At 61.5% G+C, this 24,700-nt stretch carries 24 protein-coding genes; 15 read left to right on the top strand and 9 right to left on the bottom strand.

The window, feature by feature from the left end:
- Positions 1-2 precede the first annotated feature (2 nt).
- Together mmuM and mmuP are read right to left on the bottom strand one after the other, a co-directional pair.
- Entirely contained in the window at positions 3-941 is a 939-nt protein-coding gene (gene mmuM, locus REA38_RS14895) for a homocysteine S-methyltransferase (RefSeq protein WP_308886128.1), read from the bottom strand.
- Positions 931-2,340 (bottom strand): S-methylmethionine permease, encoded by a 1,410-nt coding sequence (gene mmuP, locus REA38_RS14890; protein WP_033654998.1) that lies wholly within the window; start codon positions 2,338-2,340, stop codon positions 931-933. Before mmuP ends, mmuM begins: the two co-directional genes overlap by 11 nt.
- Before the next feature lie 177 nt (positions 2,341-2,517).
- On the opposite strand from mmuP, the gene REA38_RS14885 reads away from it, so the two are divergent.
- The 4 genes from REA38_RS14885 to REA38_RS14870 all read left to right on the top strand — a co-directional run bounded on the left by REA38_RS14885 (position 2,518) and on the right by REA38_RS14870 (position 8,806).
- Entirely contained in the window at positions 2,518-3,357 is an 840-nt protein-coding gene (locus tag REA38_RS14885) for a ChaN family lipoprotein (RefSeq protein ID WP_308886134.1), read from the top strand.
- 102 nt (positions 3,358-3,459) lie between these two features.
- A complete protein-coding gene (locus tag REA38_RS14880) occupies positions 3,460-4,263 on the top strand; it encodes a TonB family protein (protein WP_060424427.1) in 804 nt (267 codons plus the stop codon).
- A 54-nt stretch (positions 4,264-4,317) separates the two neighbouring features.
- Complete coding sequence (locus REA38_RS14875) at positions 4,318-6,444, top strand: S9 family peptidase (RefSeq protein ID WP_079656691.1); 2,127 nt, start codon at positions 4,318-4,320, stop codon at positions 6,442-6,444.
- 121 nt (positions 6,445-6,565) lie between these two features.
- Positions 6,566-8,806, top strand: coding sequence for a TonB-dependent receptor domain-containing protein (locus REA38_RS14870; protein WP_308886126.1), 2,241 nt, complete (start codon positions 6,566-6,568; stop codon positions 8,804-8,806).
- A gap of 30 nt (positions 8,807-8,836) precedes the next feature.
- Here the strand turns inward: REA38_RS14870 and REA38_RS14865 are convergent, their stop codons facing one another.
- The 3 genes from REA38_RS14865 to amiA all read right to left on the bottom strand — a co-directional run bounded on the left by REA38_RS14865 (position 8,837) and on the right by amiA (position 11,159).
- On the bottom strand, positions 8,837-9,292 hold the full coding sequence (locus REA38_RS14865; RefSeq protein WP_041038074.1) for a YaiI/YqxD family protein: 456 nt from the start codon (positions 9,290-9,292) through the stop codon (positions 8,837-8,839).
- Entirely contained in the window at positions 9,292-10,212 is a 921-nt protein-coding gene (hemF, locus tag REA38_RS14860; RefSeq protein ID WP_047571066.1) for an oxygen-dependent coproporphyrinogen oxidase, read from the bottom strand. Before hemF ends, REA38_RS14865 begins: the two co-directional genes overlap by 1 nt.
- Before the next feature lie 65 nt (positions 10,213-10,277).
- On the bottom strand, positions 10,278-11,159 hold the full coding sequence (gene amiA / locus REA38_RS14855) for an N-acetylmuramoyl-L-alanine amidase AmiA (RefSeq protein ID WP_033649849.1): 882 nt from the start codon (positions 11,157-11,159) through the stop codon (positions 10,278-10,280).
- A gap of 204 nt (positions 11,160-11,363) precedes the next feature.
- Here amiA and REA38_RS14850 point away from each other — a divergent pair, with 204 nt between their 5' ends.
- The gene (locus REA38_RS14850) at positions 11,364-11,789 is read left to right on the top strand and encodes a GNAT family acetyltransferase (RefSeq protein WP_004936504.1); all 426 of its coding nucleotides are present in this window, start codon (positions 11,364-11,366) and stop codon (positions 11,787-11,789) included.
- A gap of 42 nt (positions 11,790-11,831) precedes the next feature.
- On the opposite strand, the gene REA38_RS14845 is transcribed toward REA38_RS14850, so the two are convergent.
- Positions 11,832-12,230, bottom strand: coding sequence for a YgiW/YdeI family stress tolerance OB fold protein (locus tag REA38_RS14845; protein ID WP_016926776.1), 399 nt, complete (start codon positions 12,228-12,230; stop codon positions 11,832-11,834).
- Positions 12,231-12,408: 178 nt separating this feature from the next.
- Here REA38_RS14845 and REA38_RS14840 point away from each other — a divergent pair, with 178 nt between their 5' ends.
- From REA38_RS14840 to REA38_RS14795, 10 genes are all read left to right on the top strand, one after another.
- The gene (locus REA38_RS14840) at positions 12,409-12,873 is read left to right on the top strand and encodes a DUF2919 domain-containing protein (RefSeq protein ID WP_041036188.1); all 465 of its coding nucleotides are present in this window, start codon (positions 12,409-12,411) and stop codon (positions 12,871-12,873) included.
- 156 nt (positions 12,874-13,029) lie between these two features.
- The gene (locus tag REA38_RS14835) at positions 13,030-13,617 is read left to right on the top strand and encodes an RpoE-regulated lipoprotein (RefSeq protein WP_033635465.1); all 588 of its coding nucleotides are present in this window, start codon (positions 13,030-13,032) and stop codon (positions 13,615-13,617) included.
- A gap of 181 nt (positions 13,618-13,798) precedes the next feature.
- A complete protein-coding gene (locus REA38_RS14830) occupies positions 13,799-14,698 on the top strand; it encodes a Dyp-type peroxidase (protein WP_033649846.1) in 900 nt (299 codons plus the stop codon).
- 200 nt (positions 14,699-14,898) lie between these two features.
- Complete coding sequence (locus REA38_RS14825) at positions 14,899-15,921, top strand: sulfate ABC transporter substrate-binding protein (RefSeq protein WP_033635463.1); 1,023 nt, start codon at positions 14,899-14,901, stop codon at positions 15,919-15,921.
- Entirely contained in the window at positions 15,922-16,761 is an 840-nt protein-coding gene (gene cysT, locus REA38_RS14820) for a sulfate/thiosulfate ABC transporter permease CysT (protein WP_019453852.1), read from the top strand. It begins immediately after the preceding gene.
- Positions 16,761-17,636, top strand: a complete 876-nt coding sequence (cysW, locus tag REA38_RS14815) for a sulfate/thiosulfate ABC transporter permease CysW (protein ID WP_101427202.1) — start codon at positions 16,761-16,763, stop codon at positions 17,634-17,636. The genes cysT and cysW overlap by 1 nt, the downstream gene beginning before the upstream one ends.
- On the top strand, positions 17,626-18,714 hold the full coding sequence (cysA, locus tag REA38_RS14810) for a sulfate/thiosulfate ABC transporter ATP-binding protein CysA (RefSeq protein WP_033635460.1): 1,089 nt from the start codon (positions 17,626-17,628) through the stop codon (positions 18,712-18,714). Before cysW ends, cysA begins: the two co-directional genes overlap by 11 nt.
- 81 nt (positions 18,715-18,795) lie before the next feature.
- A complete protein-coding gene (cysM, locus tag REA38_RS14805) occupies positions 18,796-19,677 on the top strand; it encodes a cysteine synthase CysM (RefSeq protein ID WP_308886124.1) in 882 nt (293 codons plus the stop codon).
- Between the two features lie 257 nt (positions 19,678-19,934).
- Positions 19,935-20,615, top strand: a complete 681-nt coding sequence (locus REA38_RS14800) for a response regulator transcription factor (protein WP_033635459.1) — start codon at positions 19,935-19,937, stop codon at positions 20,613-20,615.
- A 6-nt stretch (positions 20,616-20,621) separates the two neighbouring features.
- Positions 20,622-21,947 (top strand): ATP-binding protein, encoded by a 1,326-nt coding sequence (locus REA38_RS14795; RefSeq protein WP_041036181.1) that lies wholly within the window; start codon positions 20,622-20,624, stop codon positions 21,945-21,947.
- A 75-nt stretch (positions 21,948-22,022) separates the two neighbouring features.
- Here REA38_RS14795 and crr read toward each other — a convergent pair whose 3' ends face one another.
- From crr to ptsH, 3 genes are read right to left on the bottom strand one after another with little or no spacing between them, the layout of a single operon-like run.
- Positions 22,023-22,532 carry a PTS glucose transporter subunit IIA gene (gene crr / locus REA38_RS14790; RefSeq protein ID WP_004936467.1) on the bottom strand — a complete coding sequence of 170 codons (510 nt, stop codon included), beginning with the start codon at positions 22,530-22,532 and terminating at the stop codon, positions 22,023-22,025.
- 49 nt (positions 22,533-22,581) lie between these two features.
- Entirely contained in the window at positions 22,582-24,309 is a 1,728-nt protein-coding gene (gene ptsI / locus REA38_RS14785; RefSeq protein ID WP_004936461.1) for a phosphoenolpyruvate-protein phosphotransferase PtsI, read from the bottom strand.
- A gap of 46 nt (positions 24,310-24,355) precedes the next feature.
- Positions 24,356-24,613, bottom strand: a complete 258-nt coding sequence (gene ptsH / locus REA38_RS14780) for a phosphocarrier protein Hpr (RefSeq protein WP_033635455.1) — start codon at positions 24,611-24,613, stop codon at positions 24,356-24,358.
- Positions 24,614-24,700: the final 87 nt, after the last annotated feature.

The following is a 24,700-nucleotide window of genomic DNA, read 5'->3' as shown; positions in this document are numbered from 1 at the left end:
TCTCATTTCTTGCAGCGCGCAGCGATGGCGCGGATATCCTGCGGGGTGGTGCGGCAACAGCCGCCGATCAATTGTGCGCCGAGCGCGCGCCACTCCGTCGCCTGATCGGCCAGGCTGCCGTGCTCGCCGCCGCAGGCGTGCCAGGTTTTGCTCACCGCATCGTAGTGCTCGCCGGAGTTCGGGTAAACCAGCAGCGGCTTGTCGGCCAGCGCGTTCAGCTGACGCAGCGCCGGGGCGACCTTGTCCAGCGCGATGCAGTTGATGCCGATGGCCAACACCTGCGGGTTGCCGCGCAGCGCGGACAGGACCTCCGTCAGCGGCGTACCGTCGCTGAGGTGTTGGCTGTCGCGCAGGGTGAAGGCGAACCAGGCGCCGAGCATCGGGAATTCCTGCAGCAGCGTCAGCAGCGCCTGCAGTTCGGCGAACGACGGCAGCGTTTCGCAGGCCAGCAGATCGACGCCGGCGGCCGCCAGGGCGGCGATGCGCGGGCGATGGAAGGCCATCATGTCATCCTGCGCCAGCCGGTAATCGCCGCGGTATTCCGAGCCGTCGGCCAGATAGGCGCCGTACGGGCCTACCGAACCGGCGATCAGCAGCGGCGCCGCCTGCGGGTGTTCGGCCAGATAATCGCGGCGCGCCCGCTGCGCCAGCTGCACGCTTTTGGCGATCAACGCCAGCGATTGCTCCTGATCCAGGCCGCGGCGCAAGAAGCCCTGCGGCGTGGCCTGATAGCTGGCGGTGATGGCGCATTGGGCGCCGGCGTTGAAATAATCGAGATGCACCTGATAGATAAGCTCGGGATTTTCAATCAGCACCTTGGCCGACCACAGCGGATCGGTCAGATCGCAGCCGCGCGCTTCCAGCTCGGTGGCCAGCGCGCCGTCCAGGATCAGCGTGGGATGTTCGGCCAGCAGGCGGGCGACGGGGTTGTTAACCGACATGTTGTTCTCCCAAAGCGGTTTTTTGCCCGGCGCGCCGGGTCAGGAAATAGGTGAGGTAGCACAGGGCGACGAACGGCAGCCCACAGTAGAGCGCAATGCGCTGCTCCGGATCGAACGCCAGACCGATACAGGCCAGCAGGCACAGCGCAAAGCCGAGGATCGGCGTCAATGGGTAGCCGGGCGCGCGGTATTTCAGGCCGCTTATCGGCTGGCCGCTGCGCAGGTAGGCGCGGCGGAAAGCAAGGTGGGCCGCGCAGATGCTCAGCCACACCGCCACCACCGCAAAACCGGAGATCGCCGACAGGGCGACAAACACCGTGTCCGGCGCGATCACGCTGGTCAGCAGCGCCAGCACGCCGCCGAGCATGCTGAAGGTCAGGGCGTTGATCGGAATGCCGCGCGCATTGACGCGCGCAAAGTAGGCCGGCAGGGTGCGCTGGTGGGCCAGCGACCACAGCATGCGCCCCGAGGCGTACAGGCCGGAGTTGGCCGCCGACAGGATGGCGGTCAGGATCACGAAGTTGAAGATATCGGCGGCGTAAGGCACGCCGATGCGTTCAAACACCAGCACGAACGGGCTTTTGACGATCCCCGCCTGATCCATCGGGATCAGCGCCGCCAGCACGAAGACCGTGCCGATAAAGAACAGCATCAGGCGGATCACCGTAGTGCGGATCGCCAGCGGCACGACTTTTTCCGGGTTCTCGGTTTCGCCGGCGGCGATGCCGATCAGTTCCGTGCCGGAGAAGGCGAAGTTCACCGCCACCATGGTCATCAGGATCGGCAGCGTGCCGTGCGGCAGCCAGCCGGAAGCGGTCAGGTTATGCAGGAACGGCGCCGGGGTACCGTCTTTCATCGGCAGCAGGCCGAACATGGCGGCGCCGCCCAGAATGATAAACGCCAGAATGGTCACCACTTTGATCAGCGAAAACCAGAATTCGCTTTCGGCGAAAAAGCGGGTGGTCACCACGTTAAGCAGGAAAATGGCCACGCAGAAGATCAAACACCACAGCCACACCGGCGACTGCGGGAACCAGTACTGCATGCAGAATCCGGCGGCGGTCAGGCTGGAGCCGAGCGCCACTGTCCAGGTGAGCCAATACAGCCAGGCGACGGTATAGCCGGTGGCCGGCCCCAGATAGCGCGAAGCATAGACGTGAAAGGCGCCGGTTTCCGGCATCGCCACCGACAGCTCGCCCAGGCACAGCATCACCAGATACACCACCAGCGCGCCGATCAGGTAGGCCAGCAGCGTGCCGAGCGCCCCGGTGGTGGAGATGATGTAGCCGGTGTTGAAAAACAGCCCGGTGCCGATCACGCCGCCCAGCGACAGCATCACCAGGTGCCGGGCCTTCATGCTGCGTTTGAACTGTCCTGCGGCGGGTGCCGATGGTTGCATAATAATCTATCCGTATAGACGTCTAAATATCTGAATGGCTATTGGTTATACCCGCAATGCTTTTTCAACGCAATGCGCAGCCGGCGATCGGCGCGTAAAAAAATCGTTAAGCCGGATCTATATGCAAATGATAATTATTATCTATAATGTCGCCATTTTCGATAATGGGGCAACATGATGAGATACCTGATTTTATTGGCGGCGTTGGCGCTCGGCGCCTGCAGCCAGGCGCCGGTGAAGGCGCCGGCCAACGACGTCGCGAGTTTGGGGAGGATCACCGATCTGCACAGCGGCGCGACCCTGACGCCGGAGCAGCTGTTGACGCGACTGGCGCAGCAGCCGCGGGTGATCCTGGGTGAGAAACATGACAATCCTTACCACCATCAGATTGAGCAATGGCTGGTGCAGCAGCTGCCGCAGCGGCGGCCGCAGGGCAGCGTGCTGATGGAGATGATCAACCCGAACCAACAGGCGCAGGTCGACAAGGTCAAGCAGTGGTTGCAGAGCGATCCGACGGTGCGCGACGGCCGCGTAGCGGAGCTGATCGCCTGGCAGCCGGGCTGGAAGTGGGCGCTGTATGGCGGAGTGACGATGGCGGCGATGCGCGCGCCTTACCCGCTGTGGTCGGCCAATCTGGATCGCAGCGAGATTATGGCGTTCTATCAGCAGCCGCAATTCCCGGCGGGGCAGCTATCGGCGCAGCCGGCGGTGCGCAAGGCGCTGGAAGAGACCATCCGTACTTCGCACGGCGGCAAGATTGAGGCCGACCAGTTGCGTGCGATGCTGGCGATCCAGCAGCAGCGCGACCGGCGCATGGCTGAGCGCCTGCTGGCGGCGCCCACGCCCGCGCTGTTGATCGCCGGTGGCTATCACGCCGCCAAATCGGTGGGGGTGCCGCTGCACGTGCGGGATCTGCAACCGGCGGCGGCGCTGACGGTGCTGATGCTGGCGGAGCCGGGCGTACAGGTCGATGCGAACACCGCAGACTACCTGTGGATCACACCATCAGTGAAATGAATACGTTAAGAGAGTGAAAAGGGGTGTTAATTATAGTTGCAAATGATTATCATTAGTAAATGCGATCTGCAATCATTCGCAATTAAGCAAGCTAATGCCCCTATGTTAAGTCAGTCTTACTCCCTCCCGGCCTTTGAACTGCCGCAGCCGCGCTGGGCGCGCGGCCTGCTGCTCGCTCTGGCGGCGCACGCGGCGTTGGTGCTGCTGTTTTACTGGCCGCAGACGGCGCTGGAGCCGGTGGTGTTGCCACCGCCGGCGGTGATGATGAGCTGGGCGGCGCAGATTGAAGCGCCGGAAAGCAAGCCGCTGCCGCTGGGCGTGCAGCAGGCGGAATCCGCTGCGGCGCAGCCGGCGGAGCAGCAGCAACAGCCGGATCTGCCCAAGCTGGCGCGCGCCGAGAAAGCGAAAATCGTGACGGCGGAGAAGAAGCGCGCCGAACGCCGCCCCCCGCAAAAAACGCAGCCGCAGCCTAAGCCGCAGGAACAGGCCAAAGAGACGCGCAACGCCGCCGCGTCCAGCGCCGCCGCGCCGCAGGCGCAGACGCTCTCTCACCAGACCGCCGCACCGATCAACAGCGACGCCAACAGCAACGCGCAGGCAAAACTGTCGTGGGAGAGCCTGGTGAAAGGCAAACTGAACCGCATCAAGGATTACCCTTTGGATGCCCGCAGCCGCCGGCGCAGCGGCATGCCGCAGGTCAGTTTCAGCGTCGACGCGCAGGGGCGGGTCTCGAACGTTACGCTGCTGGTGCGCTCCGGCACTGCGTCGCTGGATCGGGAAGCGGTAGCGGTGGTGTCGCGCGCTCAGCCGTTGCCGCCGCCGCCGCCGGAGATGCTGCAGCAGGGGGCCGTCAGGGTGACGATGCCGATCGATTTCAATCTGGCGGAGCTGAATGCCCGCCGTTAATGCCCGCAGGCGCCGTATCGCCGTCGTCCGCCTTTTCAAACTTCGTGAGGGATTATGAATCCGCTGTTATCCACCCCGCGCCGTCGCATCGTGGCCGCGCTCTGGCTTTCTTTAGGCGTCGCCGGCGCCGCGCTGGCGCAACCGCAGCCGCCGTTGGCGGAACGCGCGCCGAAAGCGCTGACCGCCCACGGCGAGACGCGCACCGACGATTACTACTGGCTGCGCGACGACAGCCGAAAAGAGCAGAAGGTGCTGGACTACCTGAAGGCGGAGAACCGCTACACCGAGCAGATGATGGCGCCGTACCAGAAGCTGCGCGCCACGCTGTATCAGGAGATGCTGGGCCGCATGAACCCTGACGATCGTTCGGTGCCGTATCAGCTCAACGGCTATCGCTATCAGGAAAGCTACGCCGCCGGTAAAGATTTCGCGCGGTATCAGCGCCAGGCGCTGACCGCCGACGCGCCGTGGCAAACCTTGCTGGACGCCAATCAGCGCGCGGCCGGCCACGCCTACTATCGCCTGGGGGCGATGGACGTCAGCCAGGACAACCGCCGGCTGGCGGTGGCCGAAGATCTGCAGGGCCGCCGCCAATACCGCATCTCCCTGCGCGAGATAGGCAGCGAACGCTGGTCGCCGGAAACGCTGGAAAACACCTCCGGCAACATGGTGTGGGCCAACGACAACCAAACCCTGTTCTACGTGCGCAACCACCCGCAAACGCTGTTGCCATACCAGGTTTATCGCCATCAGTACGGTACGCCGACGGCGGAAGATAAGCTGGTGTACCAGGAAAACGATCCGGCGTTCTACCTCAGCCTCGGGCGCTCGTCCTCGCGCGATTACCTGATTCTGACCATCAGCGGCAACACCACCTCCGAAGTGCGCCTGATCGACGCCAACCAGCCGCAGCGCGAGCCGCAGCTGTTCGCCGCCCGGCAGAACGGCCGCGAGTACTATCTCGATCACTACCGCGGCGAGTTCTATCTGCGTTCCAACCATCAGGATCCGAACTTTGGCCTGTACCGCACGGCGGCGGCGGGCAAGCCTTGGCAGACGCTGATCGCGCCGCAGGCGCAGCACGAGGTGGAGAGCTTCAGCCTGTTCCGCGACTGGCTGGTGGTGCAGGAGCGTGCCAACGGGCTGGTGCAGCTGCGGCAAATCAGCTGGGACGGCAAAACCGAGCGCGCCATCCCGTTCGACGACGCCAGCTACATGGCCTGGCTGGGCTATAACCCCGAGCCGGACAGCGATCGGTTGCGCTACGGCTATTCGGCGATGACCACGCCGACCCGCACCTATGAGTGGGATCTGAACAAGGGCGAGCGCACCCTGCTGAAGCAGCAGGAGGTGAAAGGCGTCGATCCGAGCCTGTATCACAGCGAGCGCATCTGGGTAACGGCGCGTGACGGCGTGAAGGTGCCGGTCTCGCTGGTGTACCGCACATCGCTGTTCAAAAACGGGCATAACCCGCTGCTGGTGTACGGCTACGGCGCTTACGGCATGAGCATGGATCCGGCGTTCAGCGCCAACCGCATCAGCCTGCTGGATCGCGGCTTCGTCTATGCGCTGATCCACGTGCGCGGCGGCGGCGAGCTGGGGCAGAGCTGGTACAAGCAGGGCAAGCTGACGCACAAACCGAACAGTTTCAACGATTTCATCGACGCCACCCAGGCGCTGATCAAAGACGGCTACGGCCAGCCGGGGCGCATCTACGCCATGGGCGGCAGCGCCGGCGGCTTGCTGATGGGGGCGGTGATCAATCAGGCGCCGCAGTTGTACAACGCGGTGGTGGCGCAGGTGCCGTTCGTCGACGTGGTGACCACCATGCTGGACGACAGCATTCCGCTCACCACCGGGGAGTACGAGGAGTGGGGCAACCCGCACCAGCCGGCCGCCTATGCGCTGATGAAGTCCTACAGCCCGTACGACAACGTGCGCAAGCAGCGTTACCCGAACCTGCTGGTTACCAGCGGCTTGTACGACTCGCAGGTGCAGTATTGGGAGCCGGCCAAATGGGTGGCGAAGCTGCGGCGCTTCAAGCAGGGCGATTCGCTGCTGCTGCTCTCCACCGACATGACCGCCGGCCACGGCGGCAAATCGGGCCGCCTGGCGCGGCTGGAAAACGGCGCGCTGGAGTACGCCTTTATTTTGGCGGCGGATCGGCAGGCGCAGAAATAACCTTCAGCGCCGCGGCACGCTGCGGCGCAATAAAACAATAACAATCTTTTACCGCGCTTTCGGCGGGCTTTTTGCTGGGCATTGTCGGCCATCAAACCTTATTGGCTATTTCTGGGGATATATGAAAATCAAAATGATAGCGAGCCTGATCGGCGCGGGACTGGCGCTGTACGGGCCGGCTGCGGCCGCGCAGGAACAGGCGGAAAATAATAAAGGCAGCGTGGCGTTCAGCCCGCTCAACGTCTCGGCCGCCGACAGCGGCAACAGCAGCGAAAAAGACGCGTTGGCGAGGCCAGGCGCGTTCAGCTCGCGCGACGAAAACAAGAATCTGGAGTCGGTGGACAGCATTCTGCGCAGCATGCCGGGCACCTATACCCAGATCGATCCCGGCCAGGGATCGGTCAGCGTCAATATCCGCGGCCTGAGCGGCTTTGGCCGGGTCAACACCATGGTCGACGGCATCACGCAAAACTACTACGGCAACTCGCCGAGCGACGCAGCGCACGGGGGATTGCCCACCAGCCAGTTCGGGGCGCTGATCGATCCTAACTTTATCGTCGGCGTCGACGTGGCGCGCGGCAATGCCACCGGCTCCGCTGGGGTGAACGCCCTGGCGGGCAGCGCCAACTTCCGCACTATCGGCGTGGACGACGTAGTATTTTCCGATAACCCGTTCGGCGTGCGCACCAAATTCTCGGTGGGCAATAACGGCATCGGCCGCAGCGGCATGATCGCCGTGGGCGCCAAAACCGCCGCCTTTGCCGACGGCGGTAGCCTGGGGGCGATGGCGGCCATCAGCGGCAGCTCCATCACCTCCAACTACAAAAACGGCGCCGGTTTCGACAGCGAGGTGTTCAACGTCGATAAAACCTATCGTCAGAACCCGAAATCCCAGCTGTTCAAGGTGGACATCAAGCCGGATGCCTTCAACAGCATCGAACTGTCGGCGCGCAGCTACCAGAATAAAATCACCCGCCGCCACATCGACAGCGACGATTTCTACCTTAAATACCACTACGCGCCGTTCTCGGAACTGATCGATTTCAACCTGACCGCCAGCACCAGCCGCGGCAAGCAGCAATTTATGTCCGACAACATGGCGGGATTCAGCGACAGCACGGCGAAAAACATCTCCGATGCGCTGGATATCAACAACACCAGCCGTTTCAGCCTGCAGGATGTCGATTTCGCCTTCAGCTACGGCGGCAAGCTGGTGCGCAACGAGTATAAGAAAAAGGCCTCCGGTTTGGTGACGGATGACAATCAGGCGGAAAGCATGCCGGTGGGCATTGCCGGCAAACAAGATATCTCCAGCCTGTATAGTGGGTTGCAGGCCAACTACGGCATCTGGCAGGGGAATTTCGATCTGAACTACACCGCCTATCGCCTCTCCGGCTATAAGCCGGCCTGTGACGAACGCGTAGAGTGCTTCCCGCAGGGCGCCAGCAATATCACTCGCAATGAACAGGGTTTCAATCCGTCGGTCATGCTGTCGGCGCAGGTGACGCCGTGGCTGCAGCCGTTCGTCAGCTACAGCAAGTCGATGCGCGGGCCGAATATCCAGGAGGTGTTCTTCGCCAACAGCGGCGGCCAGTCGATGAACCCGTTCCTGAAAGGCGAAAAAGCGGAGACCTGGCAGGGCGGTTTCAACGCCAATGCCCACGATCTGTTGTTCAAGCAGGACAGCTTCCAACTGAAAGCGGTCTATTTCGAAACCAGGATCAAAAACTACATATCCAGCCAAACCTACCTGGTGTGTAAAAACCGCCAGAAATGCAACCGTTCGCAGGCGACGCAGGAAGAGTGGGATAACGCGGACGTCAACGTCAGCATGACCATGTACAGCAACGCCCCAGAACCGGTCAAAATGAGCGGGGTGGAGCTCGAAGCGCTGTACGACGCCGGTTTCGCCTTTACCAAGCTGTCGTTAAGCAAGGAGCATACCTCCCAGCCGACCAACCAGGCCAGCAACGTGTTCGGCGCGGGCGATATCAGCGAACTGCCGGAATTCTACTTCACGCTGGACAGCGGGGTACGCCTGCTGGACGAGACGTTGACGCTGGGCGGGGTGGTGAAATACACCGGCAAGTCGGTGCGCCTGTCGCCTGACTCTGATTACGATGAGAATGAACAGTTGCTAAAAGAGCCGGCGCCGCATATTCCGACCATTATCGATCTGTACGGCACCTATCAGGTGAATCGCAATCTGCTGCTCAAGCTCAGCGTGCAAAACCTGATGGACAAAGACTATTCGGACGCGCTGAACAAGATGAACTCGCTGCCGTCGCAGTCGCAGTATGAGACGCCGACCAACACCGCCCGTGGGCGGACTTATATCTTCGGGGGGGAGTTGCGCTTCTAAACCGCAGCAGAGCAGGGCGCAGTTCATTCATCACTGCGCCCGCTTTGCCTGCAGCAGCCATTTGTCCAGCTCGTTGGCGAACTGCTGGCGGTCGCGCTGGTTCAGGGCGTTCGGGCCGCCGGTCTGGATGCCGCTGGCGCGCAGGGTATCCATAAAATCGCGCATGTTGAGGCGCTCGCGGATGGTGTCCGGCGTGTAGCGTTCGCCGCGCGGGTTCAGCGCCACCGCGCCTTTCTCTATCACCTCCGCCGCCAGCGGAATGTCGGCGGTGATCACCAGATCGCCCGCTGCGCAGCGGCGCACGATCTCGTTGTCGGCCACGTCGAAGCCGGCCGCCACCTGCAGCGAACGGATGTACTTCGACGGCGGCGTGCGCAGCGGCTGGTTCGCCACCAGCGTTACGGTGATGGCGGTACGATCGGCGGCGCGGAACAGCACCTCTTTGATCACGTTCGGACAGGCGTCTGCATCGACCCAAATCTGCATCATTTCGGCTCCTGCAGCCAGTCGCGCACCGGCAGAAAATCGCGCGCCAGCGCCGCTTCCGGGCTATCGGCGTCCGGCTGGTAGTTATATTCCCAACGCACCAACGGCGGCATCGACATCAGAATGGACTCGGTGCGCCCGCCGGTTTGCAGCCCGAACAGCGTGCCGCGATCCCATACCAGGTTGAACTCCACGTAGCGGCCGCGGCGATACAGCTGGAACTGACGCTCGCGCTCGCCCCAGGTCAAGGCCTTGCGTTTTTCCACGATCGGCAGATAGGCGTCGAGGAAGCCCTGGCCCACCGCGCGGGTGAAGGCGAAGCAGTGGTCGAAGTCCGGGGTGTTCAGATCGTCATAGAACAGGCCGCCGATGCCGCGCGCTTCGTTGCGGTGCTTGATGAAGAAGTAATCGTCGCACCACTGTTTGTATTTGGGGTAGACCTCGTCGCCGAACGGCGCGCACAGCTCGGCCGCGGTGCGGTGCCAATGCACGGCATCCTCTGCGAAACCGTAGAACGGCGTCAGATCAAAGCCGCCGCCGAACCACCACACCGGCGCCTCGCCCGGCTTTTCGGCGATGAAGAAGCGCACGTTGGCGTGGCTGGTGGGCACGTAGGGGCTGAGCGGGTGGATAACCAATGAGACGCCCATCGCCTGGAAGCTGCGCCCGGCCAGCTCCGGCCGGTGCGCGGTCGCCGAGGCCGGCAGGGTGGCGCCGGAGACGTGCGAGAAGTTGACCCCTGCCTGTTCGAACACCGCGCCGTTGGTCAACACGCGGCTGCGGCCACCGCCGCCTTCTTCACGCGTCCATTGGTCTTCGGTGAACGCGGCGCCGCCGTCGGCCTGGGCGAGCTGCGCGCAGATGTGATCCTGCAGCGCCAGCAGGAAGGATTTTACTTCAGCGATGTTAGGTAAACTCATGCGGGGTCTTTATAGCGTCTGGCTGAACAAGGCGCTGAGTATACTCTTATTCGCCGCCCGCGGCATCAGCGGGGTTTGCGTTGGTGGGCGTCGAAATAGTCGAAGAAGTTAACGATGCCGTCCGCGATGGCGCGGGCAATCTTCTCGCGAAACGCGGTGGTGCCCAGCAGCCGCTCTTCGTTCGGGTTGGTGATGAACGAGGTTTCCACCAGCACCGAGGGAATGGACGGCGATTTCAACACCGCAAACGCCGCCTGTTCAGTGCTGTCGCTGTGCAGATGGTGTACTGGGCGAATTTGGCCGAGCACGTGGCGGCCGAGTGTCAGGCTGTTGTTGATGGTGTCGGTTTGCACCAGATCGAACAGCACCTGCTGCAGGTAGTTGTCCTGATCCTTGTATTTACCGCCCGCCACGTCGTCGGCGGCGTTTTCACGGTTGGACAGGTAGCGCGCCATGGCGCTGCTGGCGCCGCGGTTGGACAGGGCGAACACCGAAGCGCCGGAGGCCGACGGGCTGGTGAAGCCGTCGGCGTGAATCGAAATGAACAGGTCGGCCTGGTGCTGGTGGGCGATCTCCACCCGCTGGAACAGCGGAATGAACTCGTCTTCTTCACGCGTCAGGCGCGCCTCGACGTGATCGTGCTCATGCAGGAAACGGCGCACGTGGTTGGCGATTTCCAGCACGATGTGTTTTTCCTGCGAGCCTTCGTGGCCGACCGCGCCGGAGTCGATGCCGCCGTGGCCGGGATCGATCATCACCAGCTTCTTGGCACCGGCCGGTTTCGCCGCCGGCTTGCTGTGCTGATTGCGCAGCAGGCCTTCCGCCCTGGCGCGTTGGCTTTTCACGCCGAGCAGCGCCACCGCCAGGCCGGAAAGCAAAAGTTGGCGTCGCGTCGGGGAAACGGCAAGCGGTTTAAAATTGAGGAAGGGTTTACCCTGCTTTTTCATTACGCAACGCTCCGTCGACGTTTCTATTTTGCGACGTTATATCGTATTGATAATCATTAATCGACCCGATAACTATTTCCATTTATTACGCCTGTTACCGGCGATTTCTGGGCAAATAGCGCGGTAAATCGCAGTTTGATATTGCGTAAGTGAATAATCACGCGATAATCAGATAAACACCTTAATTAACAGCGGCCAACATCGATGGAAATTCGCGTATTTCGACAAGACGACTTTGAAGAAGTCATTACCCTGTGGGAGCGCTGCGATTTGCTGCGGCCCTGGAACGATCCGGAAATGGACATCGAGCGCAAGCTGAACCACGATCCGGAGCTGTTCCTGGTGGCGGAAGTCGGCGGCGAAGTGGTCGGTTCGGTGATGGGCGGCTATGACGGCCACCGCGGCTCGGCGTATTACCTCGGGGTGCATCCCGACTATCGCGGGCGCGGCATCGCCAATGCGTTGATCAACCGTCTGGAGAAGAAATTGATCGCCCGTGGCTGCCCGAAAATCCAGATTATGGTGCGCGAAGACAACGACACGGTGGTCGAGATGTACGAGAAGCTCGGCTACGAGATCCAGGGCATCACCAGCCTGGGCAAGCGGCTGATCGAAGATCAGGAATATTGAGCGGGCGGCGGGCGGCGGCGTTGCACCGCCCGCCGCAGTGCATTACGGCAGTTTTTTGACGGTTTTCACGTCCACTTCGACGCTGCTCCAGTCTTTATCCACTTTGCCTTCCAACTGCACCTTGTCTTTCGGCGTAACGGTTTGGCCGTTCCAGCGCTTGCGATCGATTTCGACCGTCAGCGTGCCGGTGGCATCGCGGAAGGTATAGGTGTCGTCGCCGATGCGCTGCTCGATATTGCCCTGCAGCATCACCCAGGTGTCGTCGCTCAGCGATTTCACCTTGTCCACGGTGGTCAGCGCCGCGCTGGGGCCGGAGAAACCGCCTTGTGCGGTGGTTTGCGTTTGAGCCTGCGGCGCGGCCGGATCGAGGAACCCGCCTTGCTGCGCCAGTACCGGTGCGCTGCACAGCGCGATCAGGGCGGCCAGAGTCAGTTTTTTCATGTTGCGCTTCCTTATCATCGTTATCGAAAATCACATCCCGCTGATATCGGGCTGCTTGTTAAGTGCTAACGATTAAAACACACCGATCTTAAGAGCTTCTTAAGCCGACGCATTGAAATTCCCGCCGCCGGCGCCCATCTGTAGCCATAGTCTTTATTCTGTTGGCAAGGAACGATCGTTGAAGCCATTCTCACCCCGGTTTTCCCCGGACGATTACGACCAGCACGGCGCGCTGCGGCTGCCGCTGGGATTTTGGGCCGTGTTGATTTTGCAGGCGCGCACCTGGCTGCTGTTCGTGATGGCCGGCGCTTCGCGCGAGCAGGGCGAAAGCTTGCTGGCGCTATTTTATCCGGATACCCAACGTTTTTGGTACGGCATGCTGCTCGGCCTGCCGGCGGCGCTGGCGTTTTTGCTGAGCGGCCGCCGTCACCAGTGGCCGCGGCTGTGGCGCGGCTGGCGCTGGGGGCTGGCTGTCTCCTTGCTGGCGTCGCTCGGCGGCTCGCTGTTCAGCCTGTGGCGCCAGGACGGCGATGCGCCGGGGCTGGAGCTGGCGTTGGCGCTGCTCGATGCGCTGGCGCTAAGCTATCTGTTGCTGAATGCGCGCCTGAAAGCCTGCTTTGCGCCGGCGGAGCACGCCGACTAATTGCCGAGAAGTGCGGCACTTTTCGCATTTTCCGCACTCCAAGCTGGCAACCGTTGGCGTAGTGCGGGCCGTTGTGAGAGGCTGGCACGCAGCAAAATGCCGAGTGCGGCGGGGGCGGGTTACCGCCCCGTGCCATTGATGTTTAAGGAGCTAGAGATGAATATTCGCCCCCTGCTGTTAGGGCTTCCGCTGTTACTGACCGGCTGTTCGAGCATGTCCAATTTCTCCTGGTCCAGCCTGTCGCCGTTCAACTGGTTCGGCAGCAGCCTGGAGGTCGGCGCCAAGGGCGTCGGCAAGCTCAACGCCGGCACGCCGATGTCGGAAAGCGCCATCAACGATGGGCTGGACGGCAACTACCGCCTACGCGGCGGCATGGCGACCAGCAACGGCCAGATCGTCTCTTATTACCAGGCGCTGTCCGGCGACGAGGTGAAGCTGGTGATCACCGGCGAACCGAAAGGGCGCCTGCAGCGGGTAGACGTGCTGGATCCGCAAGTGGCGACGGAGTGGGGCAACAAGCTCGGCACGCCGTTCGGCGACATGTACAGCAAGGCGTTCGGTTCCTGTAAACCGGGCAGCGGCGAAGACGCCGGTAAAGTGGAGTGCGTGGCGGAGCAGAGCAAGTACGTCACCTACATCTTCAGCGGCAAGTGGGCCGGGGCGCAGGATATCATCCCGCCGGACGACACTCTGAAAAGCTGGACGGTCAGCAAAATCATCTGGCACGCCAAGCCGCAGCAGTAACGCGTTCAACGGGCGTCGGTTCGCGGCGCCTGTCTTTTCAAGCCATTACCCCTATTTTCTTTGCGCTGCTGCAAGGCAATCGCCCGTGCTTGCGGTATGATAGCGCGCGTTTGTAACAGGGAACCCGCGCGTCAACCGCCATACCTTACCTGTTGCCGGATTCTGTATTGAGGATAACAACATGACACAGGTTCAGAGCGGCATTCTGCTGGAGCACTGCCGTTTCGCCATTTTTATGGAAGCCAGCGTACAGGGCGAGTTCGCCGACTTGCGCCAGGGCTGCAAGCAGTTTTGTCAGACGCTGAGCGAGCTGCAGCAGCAGTTCCCCGATGCGCGCCTCGGCGCGGTGATCGCTTTCGGCTACGACGTTTGGCACGATCTCTCCAGCGGCCAGGGCGCGCAAGAGCTGAAGCCGTTCACGCCGCTCGGCAAAGGGCTGGCGCCGGCCACCCAGCGCGATATGCTGATCCACATCCAGTCGCTGCGTCATGACGTCAACTTCACGCTGGCGCAGGCCGCGCTGGCGGCGTTTGGCAACGCCATCAAGATCGAAGAAGAAACCCACGGTTTCCGCTGGGTGGAAGAGCGCGATTTGAGCGGCTTTATCGACGGCACCGAAAATCCGCAGGGCGAGCAGCGCCCGGCAGTGGCGACGATCGCCGAAGGCGAAGAGGACGCAGGCGGTAGCTACGTGCTGGTGCAGCGCTACGAGCACAACCTGCGCCAGTGGCAGCGCTTTACCACCGAACAACAGGAACAGATTATCGGCCGCACCAAGCACGACAGCGAAGAGCTGCCGGCCGATCAGCGCCCGGATACCTCGCACGTCAGCCGCGTCGATCTGAAAGAGAACGGCAAAGGCCTGAAAATTTTGCGCCAGAGCCTGCCTTACGGCACCGCCAGCGGTAAGCACGGCCTGTTCTTCATCGCGTATTGCGCGCGCCTGCACAATATCGAGCAGCAGCTGCTGAGCATGTTCGGCGATCTGGACGGCAAACGCGACGCGATGCTGCGTTTCAGCCGTGCAGTGACCGGCAGCTACTACTTCGCGCCATCGCTGACTCGCCTGCTGTCACTTTGACGCCGTTGCCGAAGCCGGCTCGCCCGGCTTCGGTCCGTTTTCCCGCCCCAAAGCGCCTCGCATTCCCTGCCTTATAGCGTTTGATGCTTGTAAATCACTAAACGGTATATAAAAGCGTTACAGCTCCGCACCGAGTTATAAATACACTGGTCGTCAATAAGGCGAAAGCCTGAAGGAATGACTCAGTGATAAGGTGCAGAATGAAACAAAACCGGGTTAAAAATCTCGTGCTGAAAGGTTGGCTGGCGGCTGCACTGTTGGCGAGCGGCGCCGCGTCGGCGGCGGAATTGCTGAACAGCTCTTATGACGTTTCCCGTGAATTGTTCGTCGCGCTGAATCCCGGCTTTGAACAGCAGTGGAATCAACAGCATCCGAACGATAAGCTGACCATCAAACAATCGCATGCCGGTTCCTCCAAGCAGGCGCTGGCGATCCTGCAGGGCCTGCGCGCCGACGTGGTGACGTACAACCAGGTCACCGACGTGCAAATCCTGCACGATCGCGGGCAGCTGATCCCGGCGGACTGGCAGGCGCGCCTGCCGAACAACAGTTCGCCGTTCTACTCCACCATGGCGTTTCTGGTGCGCAAGGACAACCCGAAGGGCATCCACACCTGGAACGATCTGGTGCGCGACGACGTGAAGCTGGTGTTCCCGAACCCGAAAACCTCCGGCAACGGCCGTTACACCTATCTGGCCGCCTGGGGCGCCGCCAGCCAGGCCGACGGCAACGACGCGGCCAAGACCCGCGCCTTCATGACCCGCTTCCTGAAAAACGTGCTGGTGTTCGATACCGGCGGCCGCGGCGCGACCACCACCTTCGTCGAGCGCGGCTTGGGCGACGTGCTGATCAGCTTCGAGTCCGAAGTGAACAACATCCGCAAGCAGTACGGTGAAGACAAGTACGAAGTGATCGTGCCGCCGGTCGATATTCTGGCGGAGTTCCCGGTGGCCTGGATCGACAAAAACGTCGAGCGCAACGGCACCGAACAGGCGGCCAAAGCCTATCTGAACTATCTCTACAGCCCGGCGGCGCAGCAGGTGATCACCAGCTTCTACTACCGCGTGTACGACCAGAAAGCGATGGCGGCGGCGAAGGGGCAATTCCCGGATACCCAACTGTTCCGCGTGGAAGATCAATTCGGCGGCTGGCCGCAGGTGATGAAAACCCACTTCGCCACCGGCGGCGAGCTGGATCAGCTGTTAGCGGCAGGGCGCAAGTAAATGTTGGCGTTGTCGTCCAGTAAGCGTGTGCTGCCCGGATTTGGCCTCAGCCTCGGCAGCAGCCTGTTTTATACCTGTTTGATCCTGCTGCTGCCGCTCACCGCGCTGGTGATGCAGCTGGCGCAGATGAGCCTGGCGCAATACTGGGAAGTGATTTCCAACCCGCAGGTGGTGGCGGCGTATAAAGTGACGCTGCTGGCGGCCGGCGTCGCCAGCCTGTTCAACGCGGTGTTCGGCATGCTGATGGCCTGGATCCTGACGCGCTACCGTTTTCCCGGCCGCTCGCTGCTGGATGGCCTGATCGATCTGCCGTTTGCGCTGCCGACCGCGGTGGCCGGCCTGACGCTGGCGGGGCTGTTTTCCACCACCGGCTGGTACGGTCAGTGGCTGGCGCACTTCGACATCAAGGTCACCTTTACCTGGCTTGGGATCGCGGTAGCGATGGCGTTCACCAGCCTGCCGTTTGTGGTGCGCACCGTGCAGCCGGTTCTGGAAGAGCTGGGGCCGGAATACGAAGAGGCGGCCGAGACGCTGGGCGCCACGCGCTGGCAGAGCTTCCGCCGCGTGGTATTGCCTGAGGTGGCGCCGGCATTGTTGGCCGGCACCGCCATCTCCTTTACCCGCAGCCTGGGCGAGTTTGGCGCGGTGATTTTCATCGCCGGCAACATCGCCTGGAAGACGGAAGTGACCTCGCTGATGATTTTTGTGCGTTTACAGGAGTTCGATTACCCGGCGGCCAGCGCCATCGCCTCGGTGATCCTGGCGGCGTCGCTGCTGCTGCTGTTCAGCATTAACGTCTTGCAAAGCCGCTTCGGCAGACGTTTGGGAGGAGGGCACTGATGGCTGATGTCTCCGCCTTCAACGGCGCCGAGCGCCCGCGCGTCAACTGGGGCAAGTGGACGCTGATCGCCATCGGCGCGCTGTTCTCGGTGCTGCTGCTGGTGGTGCCGATGATATCGATTTTCGCCGAGGCCTTTTCCAAAGGATTCGGCGCGATGTGGAGCAACTTGCTCGATCCGGACATGCTGCACGCCATTTGGCTGACGGTGTTGATCGCGCTGATCACCGTGCCGTTCAACCTGGTGTTCGGCACGTTGCTGGCGTGGCTGGTGACGCGCTTCACTTTCCCCGGCCGCCAGCTGCTGCTGACGCTGATCGATATCCCGTTCGCCGTTTCACCGGTGGTGGCGGGGCTGATTTACCTGTTGTTTTACGGCAGCAACGGCCTGCTGGGCGGCTGGCTGGATGCGCATAACATCCAGATCATGTTCTCCTGGCCGGGCATGGTGCTGGTGACCATTTTCGTCACCTGCCCCTTCGTGGTGCGCGAGCTGGTGCCGATGATGCTCAGCCAGGGCAGCCAGGAAGACGAGGCCGCCATTCTGCTGGGGGCGTCCGGCTGGCAAATGTTCCGCCGCGTGACGCTGCCTAACATTCGCTGGGCGCTGCTGTATGGCGTGGTGCTGACCAACGCGCGCGCCATCGGCGAGTTCGGCGCGGTGTCGGTGGTGTCCGGTTCGATTCGCGGCGAAACCTACAGCCTGCCGCTGCAGGTCGAGCTGTTGCAGCAGGATTACAACACCGTCGGCTCCTTTACCGCCGCCGCCCTGTTGACCCTGATGGCGATCGTTACCCTATTTTTGAAGAGCGCGCTGCAGTGGCGTCTGGAACGTCAAAACGCGCGTCTCGAGCGGGAGGAAAATCATGAGTATTGAGATTAACGGCATCAACAAGTACTTCGGTCGCACCAAGGTATTGAACGATATCTCGCTCGATATTGCTTCCGGCGAGATGGTGGCGCTGCTCGGGCCGTCCGGTTCCGGCAAGACCACGCTGCTGCGCATTATCGCCGGGCTGGAAAGCCAGAGCGGCGGCAAGCTGGGCTTCCACGGCACCGACGTCAGCCACATGCACGCGCGCGACAGGCGCGTGGGCTTCGTATTTCAGCACTATGCGCTGTTCCGCCATATGACGGTGTTCGACAACATCGCCTTCGGCCTGACCGTGCTGCCGCGTCGCGAGCGGCCGAACGCCGCGGCGATCAAACAGAAAGTCACCCAGCTGCTGGAAATGGTGCAGCTGGCCCACCTGGCCAACCGCTATCCGTCGCAGCTGTCCGGCGGCCAGAAACAGCGCGTGGCGTTGGCGCGCGCCCTGGCGGTGGAACCGCAAATTCTGCTGCTGGACGAACCGTTCGGCGCGCTGGATGCGCAGGTGCGCAAAGAACTGCGCCGCTGGCTGCGTCAGCTGCACGAAGAGCTGAAGTTCACCAGCGTGTTCGTCACCCACGATCAGGAAGAGGCGATGGAAGTGGCCGACCGCATCGTGGTGATGAGCCAGGGCAATATCGAACAGGTTGGCTCGCCGGAAGAGATCATGCGCGAACCGGCCAGCCGCTTCGTGCTGGAGTTCATGGGGGAAGTGAACCGCCTGAACGGCGAGATCCGCGGCTCCCAGCTGTTCGTCGGCGCGCACCAGTGGCCGCTGTCGTTCCAGCCGATGCACCAGGGCAGCGTCGATCTGTTCCTGCGCCCGTGGGAAATGGAAGTGGCGACCGAAAGCAGCGAGCGCTGCCCGCTGCCGGTGCAGGTGCTGGAAGTCAGCCCGCGTGGCCACTTCTGGCAGTTGACGGTGCAGCCAATCGGCTGGCATCAGGAGCCGATCGGCGTGGTGTTGCCGGAAGGCAACCCAACCCCGGTGCGCGGCGGCCGTTATTACGTCGGCAGCCTCAATGCGCGGCTGTATGCCGGCGATCAACTGCTGCAACCTGTTGCGTTAGCCAAAAGCGCCTGATAGGTTTTAGCTGCCCTTTTATTCAAGGCAACCCCCGGGTTGCCTTTTTACTTTACGCACACCAACACACAGGCAAAGATCGTGACAACGCTCGAACAATGCATCGGGAATACCCCGCTGGTACAACTGCAACGGCTGGCCGCCCAGGCGGGCAGCGAGGTATGGGTCAAACTGGAAGGCAATAACCCGGCGGGCTCGGTGAAGGATCGCGCTGCGTTGGCGATGATCCAGCAGGCGGAGCTGCGCGGCGAGATCAAGCCCGGCGACGTGCTGATCGAGGCCACCAGCGGCAACACCGGCATCGCGCTGGCGATGATCGCCGCGCTCAAAGGCTATACGCTGAAGCTGCTGATGCCGGAGAACATGAGCCTGGAGCGGCAGGCGGCGATGCGCGCCTACGGCGCCGAGCTGATCCTGGTCAGCCGTGAGCAGGGAATGGAAGGGGCGCGCGATCTGGCGCTGGAGATGCAGCGCCAGGGGCAGGGCAAGGTGCTGGACCAGTTCAACAACCTCGACAACCCCTACGCCCACTTCACCACCACCGGCCCGGAGATCTGGCGCCAGACCGAAGGGCGCATCACCCACTTTGTTTCCAGCATGGGCACCACCGGCACCATTACCGGCGTAGGCGGTTACCTGAAGAGCCAGAATCCGCTGGTGCAGATCATCGGCCTGCAGCCGGCGGAAGGCAGCAGCATCCCCGGCATTCGCCGTTGGGCGCCCGCTTACCTGCCGGGCATTTTCCGCCCGGAGCTGGTGGATCAGGTGCTGGATATCGAGCAGCGCGATGCCGAGCAGACCATGCGCCAGCTGGCACAGCGTGAAGGCATCTTCTGCGGCGTCAGCTCCGGCGGCGCGGTGGCCGGTGCCCTGCGCGTCGCGGCGGCCCACCCCGGCAGCGTCGTGGTGGCGATCGTCTGCGATCGCGGTGACCGTTACCTCTCCACCGGCGTGTTCGACTGAATGTGCCCTCCCGGCGGCGCGTTCCGCCGGGAAACCCCCTCTCACTTCCCTTTTGACCGACGGCATATCCGCCCCGCCAGCATGGCGGCTGGCGCCTGCCTGCATGCCAATGCCCTGACAGAAGTAGAGAAATCGCGCGACAGCAGCCACACTAACGGTGGCGAGACGCGAACGGCGATGTGTAAGGATTGAGTAAAACCGGCTGCGGGCCGGCGGAATTGGCGGGAAAATAACGAAAATCGGTGAAGGAGCAAGGCATGAAAATTTTACTGGTCGACGATGACCTGGAGCTTGGCACCATGCTGAGCGAATACCTGACGGGCGAAGGCTTCGACGCCACGCTGGTGCTGACCGGCAAGGCGGGAGTAGAGGGCGCGCTGTCGGGCGACTATACCGCGATGATCCTCGATATCATGCTGCCGGATATGAGCGGCATCGACGTGCTGCGCGACGTGCGTAAAAAGAGCCGGTTGCCGATCATCATGCTGACCGCCAAAGGCGACAACATCGATCGGGTGATTGGTCTGGAGATGGGCGCCGACGATTACATGCCCAAGCCGTGCTACCCGCGCGAACTGGTGGCGCGTCTGCGCGCGGTGCTGCGCCGTTTCGAAGAGCGGCCGCAAGAGGCGGACGACGAGGCCGCCATCAGCTTCGGCGAGCTGACGCTGAACCCTTCAACCCGCAGCAGCGAATGGCGCGGCAAGGCGTTTGATTTGACCGCTTCGGAATTCAATCTGCTGGAGCTGTTGCTGCGTGCGCCGGATCGCGTGGTGTCGAAGGACGAACTGTCAGAGAAGGGGCTGGGGCGCCCGCGCGAGGCCTATGACCGCAGCGTGGACGTGCACATCAGCAATATCCGCCAGAAGCTGAGCGCGTTGGCTGGCAGTAAGCTCATTATCGAGACGGTGCGCAGCATCGGCTATCGCATTCGGTAATCTGACATGCGCGGAAGACTGTTCTGGAAAATTTTACTCGGCTTTTGGCTGACCTTCATCATCATGACACAGGCGCTGTGGGTGGCGTTTTCTCTCTATGGCGATCGCTATGTGCCGCCGGAGAACGCTATGGCGCGGCGGGTGATCGGCCTGCAGCTGGCCTCGGCCGCCACCCAGTTGCGCAGCGGTGGCATGCCGGCGCTGGAAGCCCTGATGCGCGACTGGCCCGAGGACGACAGGCGTTTGCTGTCCGTGACGCCGATGACCCAACCGCCGCCGCCCGCGCCGGAAGAGCCGGCGTTTGAAGGGCGGCGGATGCCGAAAGAGATCTCTGCCTGGGTGCAGACCGGGGAAGGGCAGGGATACTGGCTGAGTTATAACGTGCGCGCGTTGCGGGAAGAGTATCGGCCGGAGCGGCGTTCCCACTTCTTCAACATTCCTGCGCCGATGCTGTGGGTCGGCGGGCTGGGCGGTTTGCTGTTCAGCGCCGTGCTGGCCTGGAACCTGACCCGGCCGATGCGTCAGCTGCGCGGCGGCCTGGATCGGGTGGCGCAGGGCGATCTCTCGGTGCGGCTGTTCCCGAAGATGCGGCGCCGCCATGACGAGCTGTCCGACGTGGCGCGCGATTTCGACACCATGGCCGAGCGGCTGGAGCTGCTGGTTAGCGCCCGCGAGCAGCTGTTGCACGACGTTTCGCATGAGCTGCGTTCGCCGTTGGCGCGCCTGCAGCTGGCGATCGGTTTGGCGCGGCAGAATGCCGGCAATGTCGAAACCTCGCTCAAGCGCATCGAACACGAGTCGGGGCGGCTGGACAAAATGATCGGCGAGCTGCTGGCGTTGTCGCGTACCGAACACAGCAGCCTGCCGGACGAAGAGTATTTCGATCTCTATGGGTTAGTGGACGCGGTGGTGAGCGATGCGCGCTACGAGGCGCAGGTGCCCGGCGTGGATATCGTGCTGCAGGCCGAATCGGACGTGGAGTACACCGTCAAGGGCAATGCGGAGCTGATGCGGCGTGCGGTGGACAACATCGTGCGCAATGCGCTGCGCTTTTCCAGCCACGGCCAGCGGGTGACGGTAGCGCTGACGCGCGTCGATAACCAGTTCCAGATCGCCGTCAGCGATCAGGGGCCGGGGGTCGAGGAGGCGAAGCTGTCGAGCATCTTCGATCCGTTCGTGCGCGTGAAGTCGGCGCTGTCGGGCAAGGGCTACGGCCTGGGGCTGGCGATTACCCGCAAGGTGGTGCTGGCGCACGGCGGCCAGGTTGAGGCGCGCAACGGCGATAAAGAAGGCCTGGTCATTACCCTGCGTATCCCGCGCTGGCCGTCATAACGTAGCGAAATCGGGATACGACGAAGGGGATAAAAAAACGGCGCCGAGGGCGCCGTTTTTCTTGCTCATTCGCGATTACTTCTTGATGCGGATGATCGGGGTTTCGCCAACGGTCACGCTGCCGGACAGTTTGATCAGCTCTTTGATCTCGTCCATGTTGGAGATAACGACCGGCGTCAGGGTAGACTTGGCTTTCTCTTCCAGCAGAGGCAGGTTGAACTCGATAACCACGTCACCTTTCTTGACGCGCTGGCCTTCTTCGGCGATGCGTTTGAAGCCTTCGCCTTTCAGTTCTACGGTATCGATGCCGAAGTGGACGAACAGCTCAATGCCGCTGTCGGATTCGATAGAGAATGCATGGTTGGTTTCGAAAATCTTACCGATGGTGCCGTCAACCGGAGCAACCATTTTGTTGCCGGCCGGTTTGATGGCGATACCGTCGCCAACGATTTTTTCAGCGAACACTACGTCCGGCACATCTTCGATATTGACGATTTCGCCAGAAAGGGGAGCGACGATCTCGATAGTGCCCGTGTCTTTCTTGTCATCAGAAACCAGAGATTTCAGTTTATCGAACAAACCCATGATCTTCTCCTAAGCATTAAATTGGGCGGCGTTCCAGTGTCGTGGAAGTTTAGCAGAGCGTTTTTTCTTCGATGAATTTATTGACGCAATTCATCAGGTCTTGTGCCGTTGGCTGTGCCAAGGCCTGCGCTGCCAACGCCTTCACATCTTCGAAATTCGTGTTACGAATAATTTTCTTGATGCGCGGGATTGAAATCGCACTCATGCTGAACTCATCCAGCCCCATGCCCAATAACAACAGTGTAGCACGCTCATCGCCAGCCAGTTCGCCGCACATGCCGGTCCACTTGCCTTCCGCGTGAGATGCATCAATAACCTGTTTGATCAGGCCTAGCACTGATGGGGACATCGGGTTATAGAGATGAGAAATCAGCTCGTTGCCGCGATCTACCGCCAGAGTATACTGGGTTAGATCGTTTGTCCCAATACTAAAGAAGTCGACTTCTTTCGCCAGGTGGTGAGCGATGACCGCCGCAGCCGGTGTTTCCACCATCACGCCCACTTCGATGCTCTCGTCAAACGCCTTGCCTTCTTCGCGCAGCTGCGCCTTCAGCGTCTCGATTTCGCCTTTCAGATCGCGCACTTCCTCCACGGAGATGATCATCGGGAACATGATGCGCAGTTTGCCGAACGCCGAGGCGCGCAGGATGGCGCGCAGCTGGGCGTGCAGGATTTCACGGCGGTCCATCGCGATGCGGATGGCACGCCAGCCGAGGAACGGGTTCTCTTCCTTCGGCAGGTTCATGTACGGCAGGTCTTTGTCGCCGCCGATGTCCATGGTGCGGACGATTACGGCCTGCGAGCCCATGGCTTCCGCCACGGCTTTGTAAGCCTGGAACTGCTCGTCTTCGGTCGGCAGCGAGTCGCGGTCCATGAACAGGAATTCGGTACGATACAGGCCGACGCCTTCCGCGCCGTTGCGCTCTGCACCCGCGACGTCGCGCACGGTGCCGATGTTGGCGCAGACTTCAACCTGATGGCCGTCCAGCGTAATCGCCGGCAGGTCCTTCAGCTTGGCCAGATCGTTTTTCTCGGTGATGTATTGGTTCTGGGCGGCTTTCAGCTGATCGATAACGTCAGCAGTCGGGTTAACGTAAATCTGGTTGTTAACCGCATCCAGAATCAGGTAGTCGTCGTTCTTCACCTGCTTGGTCACGTCGCTGGTGCCGACGATCGCCGGCAGCTCCAGGGAGCGCGCCATGATAGAGGTGTGGGAAGTCCGGCCGCCGAGATCGGTAATGAAGCCCAGCACTTTGTCCAGGTTCAGCTGCGCGGTCTCGGACGGGGTCAGATCGGTGGCCACCAGGATCACTTCGTCCTGAATGGAGCCCAGATCGACGATCGGCATGCCCAGAATGTTCTGCAGCAGGCGCTTGCCGATGTCGCGCACGTCGGCGGCGCGTTCTTTCAGGTACTCGTCGTCCAGCTCTTCCAGCGCTTTCGCCTGACCTTCGATCACGGTGTAGGCGGCGGCGTCTGCGGAGGCCAGATCGTCTTTGATTAGGGCTATGATTTCCTGCTCAAGCTCTTCGTCTTCCAGCAACATGATGTGGCCTTCGAAGATAGCTTCCTTCTCTTCGCCGAAGGTTTCGCCAGCTTTGGTCTTGATCGCTTCCAGCTGTTCGGACGCTTTCGCGCGGCCGGCCAGAAAACGCGAGACTTCCTGCTCTACTTGATCAGCAGAGATTTTCTTCCGGTTGATGACGATGTCGTCTTCTTTCAGCAAGAGAGCCTTACCAAAAGCGATGCCCGGTGATACTAAAATGCCTGAAATCATAACCCTACCTTACTCTTGACTGGTGTTAACTAAAAAGACGGGCCGATTACTCAAGCTCTGCCATCAGTTTTACCAAGTGCTCAACGGCTTTCTGCTCGTCTTCACCTTCAGCGGAGATTGTCACTACGGTCCCTTGAGTCAGCCCCAGAGTTTGCAGTTTGAACAGGCTTTTAGCACTGGCGCTTTTGCCGTTGGAGGTCACGGTGATGTCAGACGCGAAGCCTTTGGCTTCTTTAACGAACTGAGCGGCAGGGCGAGTATGCAGACCATTCGGAGCGGTAATAGTAACTTCTTGCTGGAACATTGATGTTTCCCCAACTTATTGGATTAATGTTGTGGAGCTAAAGTTTAGCCCAGGGGCCTGACTTTAGCTTGTCTGGTTATAGCGCCT

The sequence above is a fragment of the Serratia sp. MF1(2023) genome (assembly GCF_030954545.1).
GTDB classification, from domain to species: domain Bacteria; phylum Pseudomonadota; class Gammaproteobacteria; order Enterobacterales; family Enterobacteriaceae; genus Serratia; species Serratia sarumanii.
The sequence above is the reverse complement of the archived record's forward strand: the minus strand, read 5'-3'. Positions and strand labels throughout refer to the sequence as shown.

Bases quoted from the DNA above. Each gene is read 5' to 3' on its own strand.
- REA38_RS14865 (WP_041038074.1), bottom strand. From the start codon at position 9,292: ATGCAGATTTGGGTCGATGCAGACGCCTGTCCGAACGTGATCAAAGAG.
- REA38_RS14795 (WP_041036181.1), top strand. From the start codon at position 20,622: ATGCGCGGAAGACTGTTCTGGAAAATTTTACTCGGCTTTTGGCTGACC.
- REA38_RS14885 (WP_308886134.1), top strand. From the start codon at position 2,518: ATGAGATACCTGATTTTATTGGCGGCGTTGGCGCTCGGCGCCTGCAGC.
- cysW (WP_101427202.1), top strand. From the start codon at position 16,761: ATGGCTGATGTCTCCGCCTTCAACGGCGCCGAGCGCCCGCGCGTCAAC.
- REA38_RS14825 (WP_033635463.1), top strand. From the start codon at position 14,899: ATGAAACAAAACCGGGTTAAAAATCTCGTGCTGAAAGGTTGGCTGGCG.
- REA38_RS14850 (WP_004936504.1), top strand. From the start codon at position 11,364: ATGGAAATTCGCGTATTTCGACAAGACGACTTTGAAGAAGTCATTACC.
- ptsH (WP_033635455.1), bottom strand. From the start codon at position 24,613: ATGTTCCAGCAAGAAGTTACTATTACCGCTCCGAATGGTCTGCATACT.
- crr (WP_004936467.1), bottom strand. From the start codon at position 22,532: ATGGGTTTGTTCGATAAACTGAAATCTCTGGTTTCTGATGACAAGAAA.
- cysA (WP_033635460.1), top strand. From the start codon at position 17,626: ATGAGTATTGAGATTAACGGCATCAACAAGTACTTCGGTCGCACCAAG.
- REA38_RS14800 (WP_033635459.1), top strand. From the start codon at position 19,935: ATGAAAATTTTACTGGTCGACGATGACCTGGAGCTTGGCACCATGCTG.
- REA38_RS14845 (WP_016926776.1), bottom strand. From the start codon at position 12,230: ATGAAAAAACTGACTCTGGCCGCCCTGATCGCGCTGTGCAGCGCACCG.
- REA38_RS14875 (WP_079656691.1), top strand. From the start codon at position 4,318: ATGAATCCGCTGTTATCCACCCCGCGCCGTCGCATCGTGGCCGCGCTC.
- REA38_RS14880 (WP_060424427.1), top strand. From the start codon at position 3,460: ATGTTAAGTCAGTCTTACTCCCTCCCGGCCTTTGAACTGCCGCAGCCG.
- cysT (WP_019453852.1), top strand. From the start codon at position 15,922: ATGTTGGCGTTGTCGTCCAGTAAGCGTGTGCTGCCCGGATTTGGCCTC.
- hemF (WP_047571066.1), bottom strand. From the start codon at position 10,212: ATGAGTTTACCTAACATCGCTGAAGTAAAATCCTTCCTGCTGGCGCTG.
- mmuM (WP_308886128.1), bottom strand. From the start codon at position 941: ATGTCGGTTAACAACCCCGTCGCCCGCCTGCTGGCCGAACATCCCACG.
- REA38_RS14830 (WP_033649846.1), top strand. From the start codon at position 13,799: ATGACACAGGTTCAGAGCGGCATTCTGCTGGAGCACTGCCGTTTCGCC.
- REA38_RS14835 (WP_033635465.1), top strand. From the start codon at position 13,030: ATGAATATTCGCCCCCTGCTGTTAGGGCTTCCGCTGTTACTGACCGGC.
- amiA (WP_033649849.1), bottom strand. From the start codon at position 11,159: ATGAAAAAGCAGGGTAAACCCTTCCTCAATTTTAAACCGCTTGCCGTT.
- mmuP (WP_033654998.1), bottom strand. From the start codon at position 2,340: ATGCAACCATCGGCACCCGCCGCAGGACAGTTCAAACGCAGCATGAAG.
- ptsI (WP_004936461.1), bottom strand. From the start codon at position 24,309: ATGATTTCAGGCATTTTAGTATCACCGGGCATCGCTTTTGGTAAGGCT.
- REA38_RS14870 (WP_308886126.1), top strand. From the start codon at position 6,566: ATGAAAATCAAAATGATAGCGAGCCTGATCGGCGCGGGACTGGCGCTG.